General features: G+C 71.9%; 17 protein-coding genes and 1 pseudogene. 11 read left to right on the top strand and 7 right to left on the bottom strand.

Features of this window, described 5'->3' with window-relative positions; genetic code table 11:
- Nucleotides 1-145 precede the first annotated feature (145 nt).
- The 3 genes from AB0N81_RS04130 to AB0N81_RS04120 all read right to left on the bottom strand — a co-directional run bounded on the left by AB0N81_RS04130 (nt 146) and on the right by AB0N81_RS04120 (nt 3,061).
- Nucleotides 146-931, bottom strand: a complete 786-nt coding sequence (locus AB0N81_RS04130; protein WP_365355451.1) for a glucose 1-dehydrogenase — start codon at nt 929-931, stop codon at nt 146-148.
- A gap of 130 nt (nt 932-1,061) precedes the next feature.
- A complete protein-coding gene (locus AB0N81_RS04125) occupies nt 1,062-2,024 on the bottom strand; it encodes an LLM class F420-dependent oxidoreductase (protein ID WP_365355449.1) in 963 nt (320 codons plus the stop codon).
- Between the two features lie 80 nt (nt 2,025-2,104).
- Entirely contained in the window at nt 2,105-3,061 is a 957-nt protein-coding gene (locus AB0N81_RS04120; protein WP_365355447.1) for a LysR family transcriptional regulator, read from the bottom strand.
- A gap of 157 nt (nt 3,062-3,218) precedes the next feature.
- On the opposite strand from AB0N81_RS04120, the gene AB0N81_RS04115 reads away from it, so the two are divergent.
- Nucleotides 3,219-3,767: a sugar O-acetyltransferase gene (locus tag AB0N81_RS04115; protein ID WP_365355445.1), complete on the top strand. Its 549-nt coding sequence runs from the start codon at nt 3,219-3,221 to the stop codon at nt 3,765-3,767.
- A gap of 149 nt (nt 3,768-3,916) precedes the next feature.
- Nucleotides 3,917-5,305: a hypothetical protein gene (locus AB0N81_RS04110; protein WP_365355443.1), complete on the top strand. Its 1,389-nt coding sequence runs from the start codon at nt 3,917-3,919 to the stop codon at nt 5,303-5,305.
- Between the two features lie 4 nt (nt 5,306-5,309).
- On the opposite strand, the gene AB0N81_RS04105 is transcribed toward AB0N81_RS04110, so the two are convergent.
- The gene (locus AB0N81_RS04105) at nt 5,310-6,539 is read right to left on the bottom strand and encodes an amidohydrolase family protein (protein ID WP_365355672.1); all 1,230 of its coding nucleotides are present in this window, start codon (nt 6,537-6,539) and stop codon (nt 5,310-5,312) included.
- 318 nt (nt 6,540-6,857) lie between these two features.
- On the opposite strand from AB0N81_RS04105, the gene AB0N81_RS04100 reads away from it, so the two are divergent.
- The 3 genes from AB0N81_RS04100 to AB0N81_RS04090 all read left to right on the top strand — a co-directional run bounded on the left by AB0N81_RS04100 (nt 6,858) and on the right by AB0N81_RS04090 (nt 10,578).
- Nucleotides 6,858-9,836 (top strand): BTAD domain-containing putative transcriptional regulator, encoded by a 2,979-nt coding sequence (locus AB0N81_RS04100; RefSeq protein WP_365355442.1) that lies wholly within the window; start codon nt 6,858-6,860, stop codon nt 9,834-9,836.
- Between the two features lie 204 nt (nt 9,837-10,040).
- Nucleotides 10,041-10,217 (top strand): sigma-like protein, encoded by a 177-nt coding sequence (locus tag AB0N81_RS04095; RefSeq protein ID WP_365355440.1) that lies wholly within the window; start codon nt 10,041-10,043, stop codon nt 10,215-10,217.
- 187 nt (nt 10,218-10,404) lie between these two features.
- The gene (locus tag AB0N81_RS04090) at nt 10,405-10,578 is read left to right on the top strand and encodes a hypothetical protein (protein WP_365355439.1); all 174 of its coding nucleotides are present in this window, start codon (nt 10,405-10,407) and stop codon (nt 10,576-10,578) included.
- A 300-nt stretch (nt 10,579-10,878) separates the two neighbouring features.
- Here the strand turns inward: AB0N81_RS04090 and AB0N81_RS04085 are convergent, their stop codons facing one another.
- Nucleotides 10,879-11,733: a hypothetical protein gene (locus AB0N81_RS04085; RefSeq protein WP_365355438.1), complete on the bottom strand. Its 855-nt coding sequence runs from the start codon at nt 11,731-11,733 to the stop codon at nt 10,879-10,881.
- A gap of 172 nt (nt 11,734-11,905) precedes the next feature.
- On the opposite strand from AB0N81_RS04085, the gene AB0N81_RS04080 reads away from it, so the two are divergent.
- Together AB0N81_RS04080 and AB0N81_RS04075 are read left to right on the top strand one after the other, a co-directional pair.
- Nucleotides 11,906-12,523, top strand: coding sequence for a hypothetical protein (locus AB0N81_RS04080; protein ID WP_365355436.1), 618 nt, complete (start codon nt 11,906-11,908; stop codon nt 12,521-12,523).
- A gap of 76 nt (nt 12,524-12,599) precedes the next feature.
- Nucleotides 12,600-12,974 (top strand): annotated as a pseudogene (locus tag AB0N81_RS04075) (VOC family protein); the annotation flags it as partial.
- Between the two features lie 7 nt (nt 12,975-12,981).
- Here the strand turns inward: AB0N81_RS04075 and AB0N81_RS04070 are convergent.
- Nucleotides 12,982-14,631: a FadD3 family acyl-CoA ligase gene (locus AB0N81_RS04070; protein ID WP_365355434.1), complete on the bottom strand. Its 1,650-nt coding sequence runs from the start codon at nt 14,629-14,631 to the stop codon at nt 12,982-12,984.
- Nucleotides 14,632-14,744: 113 nt separating this feature from the next.
- Here AB0N81_RS04070 and AB0N81_RS04065 point away from each other — a divergent pair, with 113 nt between their 5' ends.
- From AB0N81_RS04065 to AB0N81_RS04050, 4 genes are all read left to right on the top strand, one after another.
- Nucleotides 14,745-15,896 carry a lipid-transfer protein gene (locus AB0N81_RS04065; protein WP_365355432.1) on the top strand — a complete coding sequence of 384 codons (1,152 nt, stop codon included), beginning with the start codon at nt 14,745-14,747 and terminating at the stop codon, nt 15,894-15,896.
- 98 nt (nt 15,897-15,994) lie between these two features.
- Nucleotides 15,995-16,450, top strand: coding sequence for an OB-fold domain-containing protein (locus tag AB0N81_RS04060; protein WP_365355430.1), 456 nt, complete (start codon nt 15,995-15,997; stop codon nt 16,448-16,450).
- Nucleotides 16,447-17,244, top strand: coding sequence for an enoyl-CoA hydratase/isomerase family protein (locus AB0N81_RS04055; protein ID WP_365355428.1), 798 nt, complete (start codon nt 16,447-16,449; stop codon nt 17,242-17,244). The genes AB0N81_RS04060 and AB0N81_RS04055 overlap by 4 nt, the downstream gene beginning before the upstream one ends.
- A gap of 132 nt (nt 17,245-17,376) precedes the next feature.
- Nucleotides 17,377-18,108, top strand: coding sequence for a hypothetical protein (locus AB0N81_RS04050; protein ID WP_365355426.1), 732 nt, complete (start codon nt 17,377-17,379; stop codon nt 18,106-18,108).
- Here the strand turns inward: AB0N81_RS04050 and AB0N81_RS04045 are convergent.
- Nucleotides 18,105-20,489, bottom strand: coding sequence for a serine/threonine-protein kinase (locus tag AB0N81_RS04045; RefSeq protein ID WP_365355425.1), 2,385 nt, complete (start codon nt 20,487-20,489; stop codon nt 18,105-18,107). The two genes, AB0N81_RS04050 and AB0N81_RS04045, sit on opposite strands and share 4 nt — an antisense overlap.
- Nucleotides 20,490-20,584: the final 95 nt, after the last annotated feature.

The raw sequence follows: 20,584 nt of genomic DNA, 5'->3' as shown, positions 1-20,584 counted from the left end.
GAGGTCTGACGGTTTCTGACGCCCCGTCAGATTGCGATGCGTCGACTGTTCCACCGGCGGGGTGGAGCGTCAAGGGCTGTACGCCGCTTACTGACTGGCCGTCAGCTCTCCGTCGACCTTCCGCCAGCTCTTCGTCGGCCTTCCGTCAGAGAACACTGACGCCGGCCAGCCACCCCCCGTCGATGACGAACGGCTGCCCGGTGATGTACGCCGAGTCGCCCCCGGTCAGGAAGAGCGCGAGGGCGGCCACCTCCTGCGGCTGCCCGACCCGGCCGAGCGGCACGAGCTTCTTGTAGAGCCCGGCGACGGCCTCCCCCGCCTCGGCGGCGTCGACGGTCGGGTCCAGTTGCGCGGGGTTGGTCATGGGGGTGTCGACGGCCCCCGGGCAGACGGCGTTGACGCGGATGTTCTTGGCGGCCAGCTCCAGGGCCGCGACCCGGGTGAGCCCGAGGACGGCGTGCTTGGTCGCGGCGTACGCGCCCACGTACGCCATGCCCGTGAGGGCCGTGTAGGAGGCGGTGTTCACGATCGTGCCGCCGCCCGCGGCCGTGATCTCGGGGGCGACCGTGCGGATGCCCAGGAAGCAGCCGATCTGGTTGACCTGGATGATCTGCTGGAACTCTTCGAGGGGGGTGCTGACGAGCTCGTTGAACCGCAGGATGCCGGCGTTGTTCACGAGCCCGTCGATCTTCCCGAAGGTGTCCTTCGCGGTGGTCACGGCGGCCTGCCAGTCGGCCTCCACGCCCACGTCCAGGTGGACGTACTTCGCGGCCTTCGCGCCCAGCTCCCCGGCGAGCGCCTCGCCCTGCTCGTCGAGCACGTCGGCGATGAGTACGCGGGCTCCCTCCTCCACGAAGAGGCGCGCCTCCTGTTCGCCCTGTCCGCGCGCGGCGCCGGTCACGATGACGACGCGGCCGTCCAGCTTCCCCATGTCCTGCTCCCTGCTGTCGTCGTCACTGTCGTCATCGCTGTCGTCGTCGCTGTCGTCGTCACTGTCGTCATCGCTGTCGTCATCGCTGTCGTCATCGCTGTCGTCGTCGCTGTCGTCGTCGCTGTCGTCGTCAGTCGTCGAGGTGCGGGGCCACGTCGGTGGCGAACGCCGCCATCTGGTCGGTGAGTTCGGTACGGCTCCGGCTGCGGAACCGGACCTGGATCTGGTCGACCCCCATCGCGGCGTACTCACGCAGGGACTCGGCGAGGGCCTCGGGCTTCCCGGAGAGCGTGCGGCGGCCCACGGGACGGTCCGGCTCACCCACGTACAGGGCCTCGGTGATGGCCCCCACGGTGACCGGCTCCGCGACCCCCGCCTCCTCCCGCAGCCGCCGCAGCCGCGCGATCTGCGCGGGCAGCTTGTCGCGCGGGTCACCCTGCGGCAGCCAGCCGTCGCCGCGGGTCGCGGCCCTGCGCACGGCGGCGGGCGAGGACCCGCCCACCCAGAGGGGGATGCGGGCCTGGGCGGGCCGGGGCTGCTGCCCCAGACCGCCGAAGTCGAAGAAGTCACCGTGGTGTTCGGGATACTCGTCCGGCCCGAGGGCCGCCCTCAGCGCGTCCACGGTCTCGTCGAGGATCGGCCCGCGCCGCGCGAAGTCGACGCCGAGGGCCTCGAACTCCTCCTGTACGTGCCCGGCGCCGACCCCGAGGATCAGGCGGCCGCCGCTGAGCCGGTCGAGGGTCGCGTACTGCTTGGCGGAGAGGAGCGGGTGGCGCAGGCCGACGACGGCGACGTGACTCATGAGGCGGACGTTCTCGGTCACGGCGGCGAGGTGGGCGAGGGTCGCGACGGGGTCGTACCAGATGGTGCCCATCGCGTCGGCGAGGCGGCGCGGGATGGCGACGTGGTCGCAGGTGGCGATGTAGTCGAAGCCGGCGCGGTCGGCGGTGCGGGCGATCTCGACGAGGTCGTCGGGCCCCGCCGCCGCCTCCCAGGGCTCCGCGTAGAGGGAACTCTGCGACTGAACGGGCAACTGCATTCCGTAGACGAGCCGCCCGGAAGAACGCGTCCGCGCCTCGTTCCCGATGCCCATGACTGCGCACCCACCTCTCCGCGGCTCCTGACGGAGCGTCACACGTGCCGCCGCGAGCCATCGTGGTATCTGACGGCGCGTCAGGCAAGGGGTGCGGACCGATGAACGGGCCGGCTCCATTTCGGAGTCCAGATGCCCTCGCCGGGCCGGCCGGGATACGCGGCGACGAGGTGGCGGCGCAGCGCGGCCAGCGAGGGGTGCGGGTTGTCGGTGCGCCGGATCAGCGAGTGGGGGTAGACCGGGGTGGGGTCCTTGACGGGGATGCGGCGCAGGTCGTGGCCGACGGGCCAGACGAGCGGCGTCTGCTCGCTGACGAAGGTGGCGAGCGTCGTGGAGCCGGCGATGGTGTCGAGCAGCGGCTCGATCCCGAAGTCCGGGCCGACCGAGTCGATGACGATCCCGAAGGCTGCCGCGAGCTCGTCGTAGTAGGCGGCCCACTCGGTCCCGGGCAGGTTGCCGGGCATCCAGATCCGGCGGCCCGCGAGCTGGGCGGGGGTGATCGCGGGGGCGTTCGCGAACTCGTGTCCAGGGCCGGTGAACAGGTGCAGCGGTTCGTCGAGAACGGCGGTGGCCGCCACGCCCCGGGGCAGCTGCCGCCCCGGCATGGTCACGGCACGGAACGTCGCGTCGATGGTCCCGTCCCTGACGGCGGCGACGGCGGTGTCGGAGTCGAACAGCGTCACGACGTCCAGCTCGGTCCCGGGGTGGGCCAGGTGGAAGCCGCGCAGCAGCCCCGCCAGGGAGAGCTGCCGGCCGATCACGTCGACGCGCAGGGCCCGGCTGCCCGGCCGCACCGAGGCGACGGCCCGCTCGGCGGCCCGGAGCAGTGCGCGGGCGTGCGGCAGGAACGCCTGCCCGTCGATGGTGGGCCGCGCCCCGCGCGCGTCCCGGGTGAAGAGCCGGACGCCGAGCTCCTTCTCCAGCACGGCGATGCGCTTGGACACCGCCTGCGGAGTGATGGAGAGGTCGATGGCGGCGTCCTGGAACTGCCCCGCGTCGACGACGGCGACGAAGGTGCGTACGGCGGTGACGTCCATGCGGCTCACCTTAGGAGGACAACTGTTGGTTGCCCTTTGCGGCCGTGTCCGTTGTTTGATCCCGCCCCGGCCTGCGGGATTCCATGTGGCCGCACGCAGCCGGCCAACGGCTGGTTTCCCGACATCAGCGCACCCATGACGCCGCCCGAGGAGCCCCATGCCCGACCTGAACCGCCTCTACGTCCGCACTCCCGAGTTCGCCGAGGTGGCCGAGCGCATCGAGTACGTGACCACGCTGACGTCACGGCTCAACGTCCTGCCCTTCGACGACAAGGCCGGGCGCAAGGCCCTGCTGTCCGAGATCCTCGGCAGGCCGGTCCCCGACTCCGTCACCGTCTATCCGCCCTTCTACTCCGACCACGGCCTCGGCATCGAATTCGGTGAGCACGTCTTCGTCAACCAGGGCTGCACCTTCCTGGACCAGGGCGGCATCCACATCGGTGACGGCGTCCTGATCGGCCCGAAGACCAGCCTCATCTCCTCGGACCACCCGCTCCCGCTCACCGACCGGCAGGATTTCTACACGCGGGCGCCCATCACGATCGGCGCCGGCGCGTGGCTCGGTTCGACGGTCACGGTTCTCCCCGGCGTCACGATCGGGCCCGGCGCGGTGGTCGGCGCGGGATGCGTCGTCACGAAGGACGTACCGCCCAACACCCTGGTGACCGGCCCGGCCGCGTTCGAGCGCAAACGCTGGACCGACTGACCGAAGGGGACGCTCGGGACGCTCCTCGTGGCCGGAGCCGCGGGCCAGGGCGGTGCTCGGCAGGTTGTGTGACGACCTGAAGTCTCACTCGTTTAGCCTCATCGCCGGGCAGTCTTCCCTCGGGCCTCGGCTTCGCGCACGAAGCGGAGTTGTCCATCATTCGCGCACACAAGCTGGTTCTGCTGGTGATCGTCTGCGTCGCCGCCCTGGCGTTCACCGTGCCCGCCCCGCCCCAGCGGCCCGGTGGTACGAAGTGCCGTGACACGACGCTGGTCGGGGTGGCGCATCAGGACGACGACCTGCTGTTCATCAATCCGGCGATCGCCGAGGACTTCGACAGGGGGAACTGTCTCCGCGTCGTGTACGTGACCGCGGGAGACGCCCACCTGGAATGGGCGGGAGGGTATGTCCACCGCCGCGAAATGGGCGTACAGCAGGCGTACAGCGCTCTCGCCGGCCGACCGATGCGTCCGGGCGAGCCCAGCCCCTGGAGAGCCGCGCCCGTGCGGGCCGGCGGGCGGACCCTGCACAGTGTCCACCTGGACAACGGGCCGCTGCGGCCGGACATCCAACTGGTCTTTCTGCGGCTGCCCGACGGCGGCTGGAGCAGAGAGGCGTCCCGGCGCCGGAGCCTGCTCGCTCTCTTCCAGTCGAGAATCCGCTCGCTCGGTGCCGCTGACGGGTCCGCCCGCTACACGGAAGCGGCGCTGATCAACACCTTGGCCGCCCTCATCGAGGGTTTCCGGCCCCGCGTCGTACGCACGCTGGACTTCGCCAACACGGCGCTGAAGTCGTCCGGCGAGAAGTGGGCCGACCACAGCGATCACGCGGTGACCGGCCGGTATCTCCGGCTGGCGGCGCTCCGGGCGCGCCCGGAAGGGAGACCCCGTCGCCTGGTGGCATACGAGGGTTACGGGAGCGCGGTGCGCCCGCCCAACCTCGGCGCGGTCCCGACCGCCCGGAAGACCGACGTCTTCGAGCACTACTACGTACACGACGAGAGGCGGGTGAGCAGCTGCCCCGGGCATTACTGCACCCCCACGAGAAGGGCGGCGGGGCAGTACGCGCGATGGCTCGAGCGGCGTTACGCGCGCCGGGTGCCCGAGCCGCGGCCCGGCACCGTCGTCTCCTGGATCGGCTCCACGGCCGCCGGCTTCACCACGTCCGGTCTCTGTCTGACCGCGGACCGCGGCGAAGTCCGCACCGCCCCTTGCGCCGGCACGGTCGCCGGCACGGTCACGGTCCGCCAGTCCTGGCGTCTCGCGGACGGCCACCTGTCGGCCGGGGCGGGGGCCGGGGGCGGGTCCGGGAGTGGGGCCGGGGCCGGCCGTCGCTGCGTCCGCGCAAGGGGCGGGGCGGCCGCACTCGCCCCTTGCAGCAGCGGACCGGCCCGGTGGGCGCTCACACGGCGGGGACAGCTGCGCACCGGCGGGCGTTGCCTGACGCAGGACGACCTGCTGCGGCCGCACCCCGCACTGCGCCTTGCCGCCTGCACCGCGGAAGACCCCGGGCAACGCTGGTTCACCGACCTCCTCTGACCGGTCACCGGCCGGGCCAGAGCCCCGCTTCCGTGAGCCCGAGAAGGCCGATCGCGTTGCGGCGGACGATGCGGTCGACGACGTCGGGGGCGAGGTGCCCCATCTGGGCCTCTCCGACCTCCCGCGACTTGGGCCAGGTCGAGTCGGAGTGGGGGTAGTCCGTCTCGTAGAGGACGTTCCCGACCCCGATGGAGTCGAGGTTGCGCAGCCCGAACGCGTCGTCGAAGAAGCACCCGTACACGTGCTCGGCGAAGAGTTCGGACGGTGGCCGCGTGACCTTGTCGGCGACGCCGCCCCAGCCGCGGTTCTCCTCCCAGACGACGTCCGCGCGTTCGAGGATGTAGGGAATCCAGCCGATCTGGCCCTCCGCGTACATGACCTTCAGGTTCGGGAAGCGCTCGAACTTGCCGCTCATCAGCCAGTCGACCATCGAGAAGCAGCAGTTGGCGAAGGTGATCGTGGAGCCGACGGCGGGCGGCGCGTCCGCCGACGTGGACGGCATCCTGCTGGACGAGCCGATGTGCATGGCGATGACCGTGCCGGTCTCGTCGCAGGCGCGGAGGAAGGGGTCCCAGTCGTCGGTGTGGATGGACGGGAGCCCGAGGTGGGGCGGAATCTCGGAGAAGGCGACCGCCCGTACCCCGCGGGCGGCGTTGCGCCGCACCTCCGCGGCGGCGAGCCCGGCGTCCCAGAGCGGGATGAGGGTGAGGGGTATGAGCCGGCCGTGGGCCTCGGGCCCGCACCACTCCTCCACCATCCAGTCGTTGTACGCCCGGACGCAGAGGAGCCCGAGCTCCCGGTCCTTGGCCTCGGTGAACGTCTGGCCGCAGAAGCGGGGGAAGGTGGGGAAGCAGAGGGCGGACTGGACGTGGTTGACGTCCATGTCGGCGAGCCGGTCCGGCACGCTGTGGGAGCCGGACCGCATCTGCTCGTACGTGATGACCTCCAGTTTGATCTCGTCCCTGTCGTAGCCGACGGCGGTGTCGAGGCGGGTGAGGGGGCGGTTCAGGTCCTCGTAGATCCACCAGTCCCCGATGGGGCCTTCCTCCCCCTTCTCCCCCATGACGGGTGCGAACTTCCCGCCCAGGAAGGACATTTCCCTCAGGGGGGCGCGGACGATCCGGGGGCCGCGGTCCTGGTACTTCGACGGGAGCCGGTCCCGCCAGACGTCGGGGGGTTCGACCGTGTGGTCGTCCACCGAGATGATCTTCGGGAAGGTCTCCGGACTTTCCATGGTCTCCATGGTCTCCATGGACCCCACGGTAGCGTCGATCTGACGACCCGTCAGCTAGTCGTACGCGGACGGCCGGACCGGCGGGCCCACCACCCGTGGCGGGAAAGCGATACGGAATGTCGTGCGAGGACCCTGTGAGAGCCGTCTCCCACGGCTGACGCATCCGCCATGAACAAGGCAAACTGGCGGGGAGCAGGAACCGGGCAGCACCGGGCGGCACCGGCCGGGCAGGACCGAGGGCTGCAGGCTTACGCACCACCGCGGGCGGGCAGACCCGCGACCGGCAGGATTGGGAACGGCAGGGCGGCAGGGGGAGCGATGGTCGATGTACCGCGAGTACCGGAGCAGCGGCGTCCGGCCTCGGGGAACACCCCCGAGGAGCGGACCGAGGGGCACCCCCCCGAGGTCCGGACGTCGCGCTTCAGCGTGCTCGGACCGGTGCGCGCGTGGCACGGCTCGGAACAGCTCAACACCGGATCCCCCCAGCAGAGGGCGCTGCTCGCGGCCCTCCTGCTGAGGGACGGCCGCACGGCCACGGCGTCGGAACTGATCGACGCGCTCTGGGGCGAGGAGCCGCCGTCGCAGGCACTGGCAGCGGTACGTACGTACGCGTCCCGGCTCCGCAAGGTGCTGCCTCCCGGCGTCCTCGTCAGCGAGGCCGGAGGCTATGCCGTCCAGGTCGCGGACGGCGCCCTGGACCTGGCCATGGCGGAGGACCTCTGGGCGGCGGCCGAGAAGTCCCGCAGCGTCGGCGACCTCTGCCAGGCGCGCACACTGGTGAACAAGGCGCTCGGCCTCTGGGACGGCGAGCCCCTGGCCAACGTCCCCGGCCCCTACGCCGACACCCAGCGCACCCGCCTCGACGAGTGGCGCCTGCAGCTCGTCGAGACCCGCCTGGACATGGATCTGGAACAGGGCTGCCACGCGGAGGCGGTGTCGGAGCTGACGGCCCTGACGGCGGCGCACCCGCTCCGGGAGCGGCTGCGCGAACTGCTGATGCTGGCGCTCTACCGCAGCGGACGCCAGGCGGAGGCCCTCGCGGTCTACGCGGACACGCGCCGCCTGCTCGCCGACGAACTCGGCGTGGACCCGAGGCCCGGCCTCAAGGAACTCCAGCAGCGCATCCTCCAGGCCGACCCCGGCCTCGCGGAGCCCGCCGCCCCCGACCAGGAACCCACGACGACGGCGGTACGCCCGGCCCAGCTCCCGGCGACGGTCCCCGACTTCACGGGCCGCGCGTCCTTCGTGGACGAGCTGAGCGACATCCTCTCCACCGCCGAGGGCCGCGTGATGGCGGTCTCGGCGCTCGCGGGCATCGGCGGCGTGGGCAAGACGACGCTGGCCGTCCACGTCGCGCACGTCGCGCGCACCCACTTCCCCGACGGCCAGCTGTACGTGGACCTCCAGGGGGCGGGCGCGCGGGCGGCCGAACCGGAGACGGTCCTCGGCGCCTTCCTGCGCGCCCTCGGCACGGCCGACTCGGCGATCCCGGACTCCCTGGAGGAGCGCGCCGCCCTCTACCGCTCGGTCCTGGACGGCCGCCGGGTCCTCGTCCTCCTCGACAACGCGCGCGACGCGGCGCAGGTCCGCCCGCTGCTCCCCGGCATGGAGGGCTGCGCGGCCCTGGTCACGAGCCGTGTCCGCATGGTCGACCTGGCGGGCGCGCACCTGATCGACCTGGACGTGATGTCCCCCGAGGAGGCGCTCCTCCTCTTCACCCGCATCGTCGGCGAGGAGCGGGTGACGTCGGAGCGCGAGGCGGCTCTGGACGTGGTGGCGGCGTGCGGTTTCCTGCCGCTCGCCATCCGGATCGCGGCGTCCCGTCTGGCGGCCCGCCGCACCTGGACGGTCTCCACGCTCGCGGCGAAGCTCGCGGACGAGCGGCGCCGCCTCGACGAGCTCCAGGCGGGCGACCTCGCGGTCAAGGCGACGTTCGAACTGGGCTACGGCCAGCTGGAGCCGGCCCAGGCCCGCGCCTTCCGCCTCCTCGGCCTCGCGGACGGCCCCGACCTGTCCCTCGCGGCGGCCGCGGCGGTCCTCGACCTCCCCCTGGAGGAAACGGAAGACCTCCTGGAGTCCCTGGTCGACACCTCCCTGGTGGAGTCCGCGGCCCCCGGCCGCTACCGCTATCACGACCTCGTACGCCTCTACGCGCGTTCATGCGCCGAACGCGACGAACAGCCCCCCAGCGAACGGGACGCGTCGATGTCCCGCCTCCTGGACTTCTACCTGGCCTCGGCGGCCCGCGTGTACGCGATCGAACGCCCCGGCGACCGCACGGTGGACCACCTGGAACCCACGGAACACGCGGGCCAGGACTTCACGGACGACACGAAGGCCCTGGACTGGCTCCACTCGGAGGCGGCCTGCATCCTGGCGTGCGTACAGCAGTCGCTGGGAGCGGGGACGCTGCGGCGCGCGGTGGACCTGCTGCTGGCGTCCAAGGACTTGGCGGAGTCGGGGGCGAGTTCGTTGCGGTATGAGTCGGCTACGTGTGCGGCTCGGGATGCGGCGGCGGCACTCGGTGACGCCCACGCGGAGGGACGCGCGCGGGTCACCCTCAGCCAAGTCCGGGGGAACACCGGCCGGTTCGACGAGGCCGCGCCCGAGGCCGACCGCGCGGCCGAGCTGGGCCGCAAGTCGAACGACCCCTGGACCAGGAGCAATGCCCCTAATGAGCAGGGCATCGTGACCTACTGCAGGAGTCATCACGCGGCGAGCGAGGTGTACTTTCGCGAGGCCGTCGAGGCCTTCCGCGCGGATGGAAACCGAGCGGGGGAAGCCAGCGCCCTCTGCAATCTGTCCCGCGTCCTGGTTTTCACGGGACGCACCACTGCCGCCATCGAAATGGCGCAGCAAGGCATGGCGATCTACGACGAGTTGGGGCTCACCTTCCGCCTCGCCAACGCGCGGTATGCGCTCGGGATCGCCTTCAGCCACGCCGGCCGCCAGTCGGATGCTCTTGAGCAGTTCACCGAGGCTCTGCACGTGTTCGGGGAGAGTCGCCAGCGCCTGTGGGAGGGCACTACCCACTTCCGCATGGCGGAGGCTCTGCTGTCCGCCCATCGAGCGGCACAAGCCGCCCAGCACGCGGAACAAGCACTCGCCACGGGCTGCATCGGAGGCGATTGGATGCGTGCCAACGTCCTGACCATTCTCGGCAGGTCCCTCCAGAGCCTCGGGCAGATCGATCGGGCAAGGGCCTGCTGGAGAGAGGCACTCACCATTCACGAGCGGACAGCAGCACCCGAGGTCGACGAACTACGCAACCTCCTGTCCCCCGTCACAGCGGCCTGACCTGAGCATCTGCGACGTTCATCGAACGTTTATGGGCGGCTGCCACTCTCTACCTCAACGATCCGTCGCGTCGGGGGGCAGACGGGTCGCCTTGGGCCCCACAGATAGGGTGAGCGGCCCTGGAACGCCCGCTCGGCGACCCTCGGGGGAGTTGCCGAGCGGGCGTTCTGCCCCAGCGACCGTCACTTCAGGGAGTTGTCAGTCATGAGCGACGACAAGAAGAAGAACCAGGACCTCACCACGCAGGGCGACAGCCACCTGCCCGCCCCGCCCAAGGACGGCATCACCACGATGGGCGACAGCCACCTGCCCGCCCCGCCCAAGGACGGCATCACCACGCAGGGTGACAGCCACCTGCCCACCCCGCCCAAGGACGCCTAAAGCTGCATTCCTGACGGGGGAACGATCGGCCGCGACGGCGCGGAGGGGAAGCCGTCGCGGCCGACGCATGTTCGGTGCCTGGTTCAGGCCTATTGGCGGCGGGAACCGATCAGACAAGGCGAACAGCTGTGCCATACGCCGATAGCGTTTCTTCAAGCTGGAAGTTGAACTGCTCAAGGGAGTTGGAATGATCCGCGCCAAGAAGGTCCTCGTCACCCTGGCCATCGCGGCCGCTGCCGCAGGCGGTGCCGCGAGCCCCGCGCTGGCCGACAGCCACACACCGGTCGCCCCGCTCGGCGACAGCCACACTCCGATCACCCCCCAGGGTGACAGCCACACACCGGTCGCGCCCCAGGACTAGGCCGCCCTCATCGCGGGGGCCACCGTCGCGGCACCGTACGCCGGACCGGCGGTGGCCGCCTGCGTGCGCCAACGCCGTGGCTCCCCTCCGATGTCGGCGCGCGCCTGCCCTCGTGGCGTCGGGGCGTGCGGGAGAACGACCCGGTCGGTACAGCCGGCAGGGCAGCAGACCGGAGTCGTTCAAGTCGGTGGCACGGCTCCGGGGGCCGGGGTCCGGGGACTGGGGACTGGGAAGAGTGGCGACTGCGGACGGAGTCGGGACGCGGCACCGGGCGGGCTGCGTCAATCGGCCAACTCTGCGTCAATCGGTCTGCTGTGCGGCGATCGACCCCTCCGCCAAGGACCTCTTCAATGCCGACACGAACCCGTCCCGCGTCTCCTCGTCCAGGAGGTCCAGGGAGAGGTAGGGGTTGAGGTCCTCCAGTTCGACCAGCAGGAGCTCCCCGGTACGGGTCCTGCACGCGTCGACCCGCTGGATGCCGCGGTCGATGGCGTTCCACTCGACGAAGCCGCGGGCGAAGGCCAGGTCGGACTCGGTCGGGACGTAACGCTCCAGGTGCCAGCGCTTGGCGGGGTCGGGTGCGTGCAGTGCGTACTGGAAGGTGTGGTCCACGAAGTAGAACGAGACCTCGTACGTGAAGTCGACGCACGGCTGGATCAGGATGCCGGACCCGGGCCGCAGCTCCGCGAGGCCCTCGCGGCTCACGAATTCCAGGCCTATGGAGTCGGCGCCCGCCTTCGGCTTGACCACGTACGTGTCCGTCTCCGGGAGGCGGCCGACGTCCCGCGGGTCGTCGATCGTGGGGATCACGGGGTGGCCGGCCGCCGTCAGGTCGAGCAGGTACTGCTTGCCGACCATGTCGGCCTTGCCGGTCAGCTGGTTGTAGACGCGCGCACCGCGACGCTCCGCGCGTTCCTTGAAGTCTTCCCACTGCGCCTCGTAGTGGAGAACGGGGCCGCTGTTGCGGACCACGACGGTGTCGAAGGCGCCCGCCTCCATCAGGGACGCCGCGTCCAGCGGGTGGCACAGGGCCACGTCGAAGTCCTCGCGGAGGCGGGAGGTGAGGTAGATGTCCTCGTCGCAGTAGCGGCGGCCGTTCGCCTGGTAGGCGAGGTCCGTGACGAAGAGGATGCGGGGCTGTCGTGCGGTGTGCATCGAACAATCCTGGCAGAGCCGCCCGCACGGTCGCGGCCGAGTCGCCCCCAGCCAGGTCACGGCAGAGCCGCCCGCACGGTCGCGGCAGAGTCCGCTCGCCCTGTCGCGGCAGAGTCCGCTCACCCTGCCGTCGTCGCAGGGTCGTTCACCCTGTCGTGGCACAGTCATGAGCATGGTCACCTCGACGTATCGAACCCACCGAAGACGCCTCGGCGCCTGTGCGCTCCTCCTCGGCGCCGCCCTCGCCCTCACCGCCTGCGGCGACGAGCGGCCCGGCACCACGGACGCCGCCGCCCCCAAGTCGTCGGAGCCCCACGCCCCGAAGCCGTCGGAGTCCCCCGGCGCCTCTCCTTACGTAGAGCCCGGAGTCGTCGACGGCGCTCCGCACAACAGGGAGAACAACGCCTACCGTCGCCCTGGCGAGGTGTCCGTGGCGGGGCGGATGGACGCGCAGGTCGAGGCCGACCGCATGAAGCCCGTCCTGGAACGGCTCCGGCAGCAGAAGAAGTGGGACCCGGAGAGCGTGCGCGCCGCCCTGACCGACAAGCTCGGGTACGCGTCTCTGGAGACGGGGGGCGACGAGCAGTCGCTCGCGGGCAAGGTGGACGTGCGGGAGATGTACCCGGAGTTCGACGGTGAGCAGGAGGTCACTCCCGAGGGGGCGATGATCGGGCTCTACGTAGGGGACGACGCGTGCGTCACCGCGTACGTAGGGAAGTCGGGCCACGGTGCCACGGCCACCGGGCGCTTCATGGAGACCGGGTGCATCGTGCCGCCGACCGGACACTGAGCTTCCGCCCCCGCACGCACCCGGCGCCACGAAACCCCGTGGACAGCGACGCCCCGCGGAGCCGATAGTGCAGCCCATGACTTCCCGCGTGCGCCACCTCACGTTCGACTCCCACGACGCCTACCGCCAGGGCACGTTCTGGGCCGAGGTCCTCGGTGGCAAGCTTTCCGACGAGGACTCCCCCGGAGACCCGGAAGCCCTGGTCGAGGCGGGCGGCATCACGCTGCTGTTCGTGACCGTCCCGGAGACCAAGACCCTCAAGAACCGGCTGCACGTCGACCTGGAGCCGCAGGACCGCACCCGCGACGAGGAGGTCGAGCGGCTGCTCGCGCTCGGCGCCAAGCTGTACGAGGATCACCGGAAGCCCAACGGCCGCGGCTTCGTCGCCCTCACCGACCTGGAGGGCAACGAGTTCTGCGTGGAGTGCGGCGCGGCCGAGCGTGCCGCACTGATCGCCGCTAACGCGTAGCCCGGCCCCGCAGCTCCCCCGCCCGGCCCCGCAACTCCCCCGTGCGCCCCCGCAGCTCCCCCTTGACCACCTTCCCGCTCGCGTTCCGCGGCAGTTCCGCCACGAACTCGACGGCCCTCGGCACCTTGTAGTTCGCCATCTCCCGCCGCGCCCACGCGATCAGGTCGTCCGCCGTCACGACGGCCCCCGGGCGCCGCACCACGTACGCCTTGCCGACCTCGCCGAGTCTCGCGTCCGGCACCCCGATCACCGCCACGTCCGCCACATCGGGGTGCACGCCGAGGAGCTGCTCTATCTCGGCGGGGTAGGCGTTGAAGCCGCCGACGATGAACATGTCCTTGATGCGGTCGGTGATGCGGAGGTTGCCCTCCTTGTCGAGGACGCCCACGTCACCGGTCCGCAGCCAGCCGTCGGGCGTCAGGCACTGCCGCGTGCCGGCCGGGTCCTCGAAGTAGCCCTGCATGACGTGGTGGCCGCGGACGAGGACCTCACCCGGGCGGCCGGGGCCCTGCGGCTCCCCGGAGGGGGTCACCACCCGCACCTCCGTGTCGGGGATGGCCCGGCCCGACGTCGCCGCGATGACGTCGGCCGGATCGCCGCGGCGGCACATCGTGACGATGCCGCTCGCCTCCGAAAGCCCGTACGCCGTAAGGACGGTGGCGATGTGGAGCTCCGCCCGCAGCCTCTCCACCAGCCGCAGCGGCACCACCGCGGCGCCGGTCACCACGAGCCGCAGCGCGGACAGGTCGTGCTGGTCGCGGGCGGGGTGGTCGAGGATGGCCTGGTGCAGGGTGGGCGGGCCCGGCAGGACGGAGATGCGTTCGGCGGCGACGTTGGCGAGGACCGTGTCCACGTTGAAGACCGGCTGCGGGATCATCGTCGCGCCCCGCATGAGGCAAGCGATGATCCCGGCCTTGTAGCCGAAGGTGTGGAAGAACGGATTCACGATCAGGTAGCGGTCGCCCTCGCGCAGCCCCGCCAGGTCGCTCCACACGTCGTAGCAGCGCAGGGTCTGGGCGTGGGTGATGACGGCGCCCTTGGGTCGGCCCGTCGTGCCCGAGGTGAAGACGATGTCCGAGGGCACGGAGCCCTCGACGGACGCCGCCCGGGTGCGGACCGCCTCGGCGGGCACCCGGTCGCCGCCCGCCAGGAACTCCTTCCAGGTGCGGAAGTTCTCCGGGGCGTCGTCCGCGAGCACGACCACCTCGTCGAGGTGCGGCAGGCCGGGCAGTGGGCCGTTCCCGGGGCCCTCGGCCGCCGCCCGGCGCAGCGAGGCGACGTACGACGTGCCGAGGAACGTGCCCGTGACGAAGAGGAGTTTCGCGCGGCTGCGTGCCAGGACGTGCGCCGCCTCGGCGCCCTTGAAGCGGGTGTTGAGGGGGACGAGGACCGCGCCTGCCGATACGGCGCCGAGCGCGGAGACGATCCAGTCGAGGGTGTTGGGCGCCCAGACGGCGACGCGGTCGCCGGGCTCGACGCCGGTGGCCATGCAGGCGGCCGCGGCGTGCTCGACCCGCGCGCCCAGTTCCGCGTACGAGACGCGGGTGCGGCCCTCGACGACCGCCTCCCGCGAGCCGTACCGCTCGGCGGCCGCCCCGACCAGCCCCGGGATGCTGCCCCACTCCAGGTCGCCGCGCATCACAAGCCCCTCCCGCAGAGAACCCAGTAGCTGACTAACCGTCAGATTAGCTGTAGCCTGACGCGCTGTCAGCAGCCGTGACACGCTCGCGACAGGCGGAGGTGCCGTTGCCCATGGCTTCACTCAAGGACGCTACTGCGATAGTCGGGATCGGCCAGACCCCCTTCGCCAGACAACTTCCGGAAAGTGAGAAGGAGTTGGCGTGCCGGGCGATCGTCGCCGCGCTCGACGACGCCGGCATCGACCCGTCCGAGGTCGACGCCTTCGCCTCGTACACGATGGAGGAGACCGACGAGGTCGAGGTCGCCAAGGCCATCGGCGCCGGTGACGTGACCTTCTTCAGCAAGGTCGGCTACGGCGGGGGCGGTTCCTGCGCCACGGTCGCCCACCTCGCCTCCGCGATCGCCACCGGACAGGCGGGTGTCGGCATCGCCTGGCGCTCCCGCAAGCGCGGCAGCGGCCCGCGCCCCTGGAAGAACACCTTCGTCCAACTCCCCACCCCCGCCCAGTGGACGCGCCCCTTCGGCCTCCTCCGTCCCGCCGACGAGATCGCGATGCTCGCGCGCCGCTACATGCACGAGTACGGCGCGACCCGCGACCACCTCTTCAACGTCGCCCTCGCCTGCCGCAACCGCGCCAACCAGAACCCGGCCGCGATGATGTACGAACGCCCGCTGACCCGCGACATGTATATGACCTCGCGCTGGATCAGCGAGCCCCTCTGCCTCTTCGACAACTGCCTGGAGACGGACGGCGCGCTGGCGTGCGTGGTCGTGTCCGCGGAGCGGGCACGCGACTGCCGGCAGCGGCCCGTGTACGTCCACTCCGTCGCCCAGGGCCTGCCGTCCCAGCACCACGGCATGGTCAACTACTGGAACGACGACCCGCTCTCCGGACCCGCCTGGACGGCGGCCCGACACCTCTGGAAACAGGCGGACTTCGGCCCGCAGGACGTGGACGTGGCACAGATCTACGACGCGTTCACGCCGCTCATCCCACTCTCCCTGGAGGGCTACGGATTCTGCGACCGCGGCGAGGGCGGCGCGTTCACGGAGGGCGGCGCCCTGGAGAGCGGCGGCCGCCTCCCCATCAACACGGGCGGCGGCGGCCTCAGCGAGGCGTACGTCCACGGCTTCAACCTCATCAACGAGGGCGTGAAGCAGCTCCGCGGCACGAGCACGGCCCAGGTCCCGGACGCGTCGACGTGCCTGGTGACGGCGGGCGAAGGAGTCCCGACATCGGCGCTGCTCCTGAGGGCCCCGTAGGCGCCTTCCGCCCCTGGGGCCCCGCCAGGGGCCTTCCAGGGGCGCGGGGAACTGCGCGACCAGCCACGACGAACCCGCACCCGGCAAAGGACACCGACATGGCAGACGCGACGACGAAACCCACCCCCCTCCTGACGCCCACGCAGGACGACGACGGCGCCCCCTTCTGGACCTACGCCGCCCGAGGCGAACTCCGCATACAGGCCTGCGCCGCCTGCGACGAGCTGAGGTTCCCGCCCAGACCCTGCTGCCCCCACTGCCGGTCCTTCGACAGCACCTGGCGGAAGATGAGCGGAAGGGGCCGCATCTGGTCGTACGTCTTCCCGCACCCGCCCCTCCTGCCCGCCTACGCCGAACAGGCCCCGTACAACGCGGTCATCGTCGAACTCGCCGACGCCCCGCGGATCCGCCTCGTCGGCAACCTCGTCGCGGCGCCCGACGCCGACCTGAACTCCGTCGCCCCGGAGCGGCTGCGCATCGGCGCGAAGGTGCAGGTCGTCTTCGCGGACGTCGGCGGGACCGTGGTCCCGCGCTGGCTCCTGGAGCGCCCGTGACCCCGCCGGCCCCGGCCGCGCTGCGCACGACGGTCGACAAGGACACGGGCGTGGCGGTCCTGACCCTGGACCGCCCCGAGCGGCACAACGCGATCGACGTGGCGACCGCCGCCGAACTGGGCGCGACCTGGCGGCGGTTCAGGTTCGACGACTCGGTGCGGGCGGTCGTGGTGACCGGCTCGGGCGAGAAGGCGTTCTGCACCGGCATCGACCGGACCGCGGACGTGCCCCAGCCGAACTCCCCGTACACGATCGACGATCCGCTCGTCGCGATCGGCCCGAAGGCGAACGACCTCTGGAAACCGGTGATCGCCGCGGTCAACGGCATGGCCTGCGGCGGCGCCTTCTACCTCATCGGCGAGGCCGAGTTCGTCGTCGCGGACGAGCACGCCACGTTCTTCGACCCGCACACCACGTACGGCATGGTCAGCGCGTACGAGTCGATCCACATGGCGCAGCGCATGCCGTTCGGCGAGGTCGCGCGGATGGCGCTGATGGGCACGGCCGAACGGGTCTCCGCGCGGCGGGCTTACGAGACGGGCCTGGTCTCCGAACTGACGCCTCCGGGCGGCGCCACGGCGGCGGCCGTCCGGGCCGCGGAGATCATCGCCTCGTACCCCACCGAGGCGGTGCAGGGCACGGTACGGGCGGTCTGGTCGGCGAAGGAGGCGGCCCGCACCCAGGCCCTGGCCCACGCGCCGCACCTGATCGCCCTGGGCAACCTGCCGCCGGACCGCCAGGCGAAGCTGTTCGCGGAGCGGCCACGGCGGGGCGGCGACTTCCGTACGAGGTAGCGGGGCACGCATGACGCGACGTACGCGCCGATCCGGTCATATGGCGAGAGGCCCGCGCCCGGCGTAGCGTCGATCTTGAGAGACGCGTACGGATGCGCACAGCGAGTCGCACGCCTACGAGGAGGCCCCCGCATGGTCCGCAACGTCCTCGGGTCGATCCTCGCTCTCGCCGGAGCGACGGCCGCCGTATGGAGCCCCTTCCGAGCCTGGTACGACGGCCGTCACGGCCGGGACTTCCGCATCGACGAACTGTTCTCCGGTTCCGGGGTCACCGACGCGAAGGCGGAGCTCTTCGGCTCCCTCTTCCTGCCGTTCGCCTTCGCGGCACTGCTGACGCTGATCGGTCTGGTGCTGAGGTCACGGCTCCTCGTGGGGCTCGCGGGTGTGCTCGTGCTGGGCTTCACGGTGCTGTGGATGGTCCGGCAGGGGCAGGCGGAGGGCAGCCTGGCCGTCGCCGGTGACGGTTCCGGCCTGGGTCAGGGCGTGCTGGGCGGCTTCGTGGGCGGCGTGGCTCTGCTGCTCGGCGCGGTGCTCATGGCGGGGCGGCGCCGTGGGCGGGTGCGGGCGCGCGGACGCCGCGCGGCGGCACCGGAAGCGGACACGACTCCCCCTCCGGACGTGGCTCCCCATCCGGACACGGCTCCCCATCCGGAAACGGCTCCCCCTCCGGGCATGGCTCCCCCTCCGGACACGGCTCCCGCGCCCGCCCCTGCTCCCGCGCCTGCCCCGCCTCCGACGGAGCCCGCCCCCTACGGCGACCCATACGCCGACCCGCACAACGACCCGTACGCCGACCCCCGCTACCCGGCGGAGCCCCCGCCCCCGCCCTCGTCCTGGCAGGACCCGCCGAACAGGCCCTACTAGGGCCTCGGTGACGTGCCCGTGCCCCGTTCCGCGTCCAGCGCGTACACGCAGCGGTCCTTGCTGCAGGCGTAGACCACGCCGTCCCTGACCACGGGCGCACCCGTGATCTCGCCGCCCGTGGCCAGCTTCCAGCGGAGGCGGCCGTCGTCCGCCTTCAGTGTGTAGAGGAGGTGGTCCGTGGAGCCGAAGTGGATGCGGCGGTCGGCGACGACGGGTGCGCCGACGACCTCGCCGCCCGCCTGGAAGCGCCACTTGGGCGTGCCCGTGACGGCGTCCAGTGTGTAGAGGCCCTTGCCGCTGCCCACGTGAACGTGGCCGTCCGCGACGAGGACCGGTTCGATCGAGGAGCGGGACTCCGTGGCGATGCGCCAGCGGTCGCGGCCGTCGGTCGCGTCGAGGGCGTACACCGTGCCGAGGTAGTCGGCGAGGTACACGCCGCCGCCCGCGACGGCGGGTCCCGGCGCGAAGGCGGGCGGGCAGAGGAAGGCGGCGGGCGCCTCGAAGTGCCAGCGGACGTGGCCGCCCGCCACGTCGATCGCGATGACGCGGGTGCCCGCGGCGACGTACACGTATCCGTCCTGCGCCTGGGCGAGCCGCACCGGCACGCCGCCGCAGGAGGCCGCGTCGCCAATGGGGTACGACCAGCGTTCCTCGCCTGTGCGTGCCTCCAGGGCCCGCAGCCGGGCGTCCTTCCAGACGTACACCGTGCCGTCGACGACGAGGGGCCCGGCCTCGGGCGTCTCGAAGTCGGTCTGCGCCCCGGTGATCTCCCAGAGCTTCTCTCCGTTGGCGGCTTCCCACGCCTGGACGCCGCCGCCGCGCGTGCCGGTGACGACGGTGCCCCGGTCGGCCTGGAGGGAGTACACCCAGGCGTCGGTCGGCAGCCGCCACAGGTCGGAGCCGTCGGAGCCGTCGAGGGCGTAGAGCGTCGGCCCGTCGGAGGCGTGGATGCGGCCGTCGGCGACCGCCATGGACCAGGCGACGTCGCGCGTCTTGAAGCTGCGGCGGCCCGTGCCGACGTCCAGTGCGTGGACCTCGAAGGACGTCACGTAGACGAGCTTCCCGGCGACGGCGGGGGTGCCCCACACGTCGTTCGACATGCGGAAACGCCACGGCCGCCAGGTCGAGGCCGCATCCGGTGCGGGGGCTGGGGCCGGGACGCCGGCGGGCGCCGGGTCGGCTCCGTTGCCCGCGGCCCGGTGGGCCGAGGACCGTGACCAGGAGGCGGCGAGCCCTGAGTCGCCGGGCACGACGGCCGAGCGGCCGCCGCCCACCCGCGGGCCCGGACCGATCGGCACCTTCGCCCCGGCGAGCCGCACGGGCCCTCCGTCGGGCATGCCCGCGAAGGGCGGCCGGGACGGCGCGGGCGGCGGCTGCTGCGGGGGCGGCGGCGCGGTGACGGGCGCGGCGGAGACGGCCGCGGCGGCGCCCCGGCCACCGCTGCGGCCGGCGGACGCGGGGACCCGGGCGGGCGGGCGGCCGCCGCGGCGGGCCTCGATGAGGGCGACGGCGCGCTCGGGCAGCCACGCGGACGCCGTGCCGCTGTCGTCGTTGTCGGCGCTCTCGGAGGCGAAGAGGTGGGGGGCCAGCTGGGCCTGGAGGTCGGCGGGACTGGGCCGGAGCGCGGCCTCCATCTTCATGCAGGACTCGATGAGGGGGCGCAGTTCGGCCGGCAGCCCTTCGAGGTCGGGGCCCTCCCTGAGCAGCATGAAGACGGTCTCGACGGGGTTGGCGCCGTGGAACGGGGCGTGGCCGGTGGCGGCGAAGACGAGGGTCGAGCCGAGGGAGAAGACATCGCTCGCGCCGGTCACGCTGCGCGAGTCCTTGGCCTGCTCGGGTGACATGTACGCGGGTGTGCCCACGGCGACGTTCGTCATGGTGAGCCGCGTGTTGGAGACGCCGGACGCGATGCCGAAGTCGATGACGCGCGGTCCGTCCTCGACGACGAGGACGTTGGACGGCTTCAGGTCGCGGTGGACGAGGCCCGCGCCGTGGATGGACTCCAGGGCCTCGGCGACGCCCGCCGCCAGCCAGCGCACCGCCTGGGTGGGCAGCGGCCCGTGTTCATTCACTATTTCTTCGAGGGAGGGCGCCGGTACGTAGGCGGTGGCGAGCCAGGGCACGGCGGCCCGCGGATCGGCGTCCACCACGGCCGCCGTATAGAAACCGGACACGGCGCGGGCCGCCTCGACCTCGCGCGTGAAGCGCACACGGAACAGCTGGTCCTCGGCGAGCTCGGTCCGCACCGTCTTGATCGCCACGCGCCGTCCCGACGCGGAGCGCGCGAGATACACCAGACCCATGCCACCGGCGCCCAGCCTGCCGAGGACCTCGAACGGGCCGATCCGCCTCGGATCGTGCTGCGTCAGCTGATCCACCACTTGCCCTGCCACCTCCCCGTACGCGGCCGCCGAAGAAGACAGCCCCGTGCAGCGTCTCACCACCGAGCCGCTACGGCGGCACGCACCCTGATTCT

The sequence above is a fragment of the Streptomyces sp. NPDC093510 genome, from assembly GCF_040683555.1.
Classification (GTDB): domain Bacteria; phylum Actinomycetota; class Actinomycetes; order Streptomycetales; family Streptomycetaceae; genus Streptomyces.
This window is presented reverse-complemented; position numbering and strand designations above follow the sequence as displayed.

What these genes read in the sequence shown, in the direction of transcription:
- AB0N81_RS04130 (WP_365355451.1), bottom strand. Translation starts at nt 931, where the DNA reads ATGGGGAAGCTGGACGGCCGCGTCGTCATCGTGACCGGCGCCGCGCGC.
- AB0N81_RS04125 (WP_365355449.1), bottom strand. Translation starts at nt 2,024, where the DNA reads ATGGGCATCGGGAACGAGGCGCGGACGCGTTCTTCCGGGCGGCTCGTC.
- AB0N81_RS04120 (WP_365355447.1), bottom strand. Translation starts at nt 3,061, where the DNA reads ATGGACGTCACCGCCGTACGCACCTTCGTCGCCGTCGTCGACGCGGGG.
- AB0N81_RS04115 (WP_365355445.1), top strand. Translation starts at nt 3,219, where the DNA reads ATGCCCGACCTGAACCGCCTCTACGTCCGCACTCCCGAGTTCGCCGAG.
- AB0N81_RS04105 (WP_365355672.1), bottom strand. Translation starts at nt 6,539, where the DNA reads ATGGAAAGTCCGGAGACCTTCCCGAAGATCATCTCGGTGGACGACCAC.
- AB0N81_RS04100 (WP_365355442.1), top strand. Translation starts at nt 6,858, where the DNA reads ATGGTCGATGTACCGCGAGTACCGGAGCAGCGGCGTCCGGCCTCGGGG.
- AB0N81_RS04095 (WP_365355440.1), top strand. Translation starts at nt 10,041, where the DNA reads ATGAGCGACGACAAGAAGAAGAACCAGGACCTCACCACGCAGGGCGAC.
- AB0N81_RS04090 (WP_365355439.1), top strand. Translation starts at nt 10,405, where the DNA reads ATGATCCGCGCCAAGAAGGTCCTCGTCACCCTGGCCATCGCGGCCGCT.
- AB0N81_RS04085 (WP_365355438.1), bottom strand. Translation starts at nt 11,733, where the DNA reads ATGCACACCGCACGACAGCCCCGCATCCTCTTCGTCACGGACCTCGCC.
- AB0N81_RS04080 (WP_365355436.1), top strand. Translation starts at nt 11,906, where the DNA reads ATGGTCACCTCGACGTATCGAACCCACCGAAGACGCCTCGGCGCCTGT.
- AB0N81_RS04070 (WP_365355434.1), bottom strand. Translation starts at nt 14,631, where the DNA reads ATGCGCGGCGACCTGGAGTGGGGCAGCATCCCGGGGCTGGTCGGGGCG.
- AB0N81_RS04065 (WP_365355432.1), top strand. Translation starts at nt 14,745, where the DNA reads ATGGCTTCACTCAAGGACGCTACTGCGATAGTCGGGATCGGCCAGACC.
- AB0N81_RS04060 (WP_365355430.1), top strand. Translation starts at nt 15,995, where the DNA reads ATGGCAGACGCGACGACGAAACCCACCCCCCTCCTGACGCCCACGCAG.
- AB0N81_RS04050 (WP_365355426.1), top strand. Translation starts at nt 17,377, where the DNA reads ATGGTCCGCAACGTCCTCGGGTCGATCCTCGCTCTCGCCGGAGCGACG.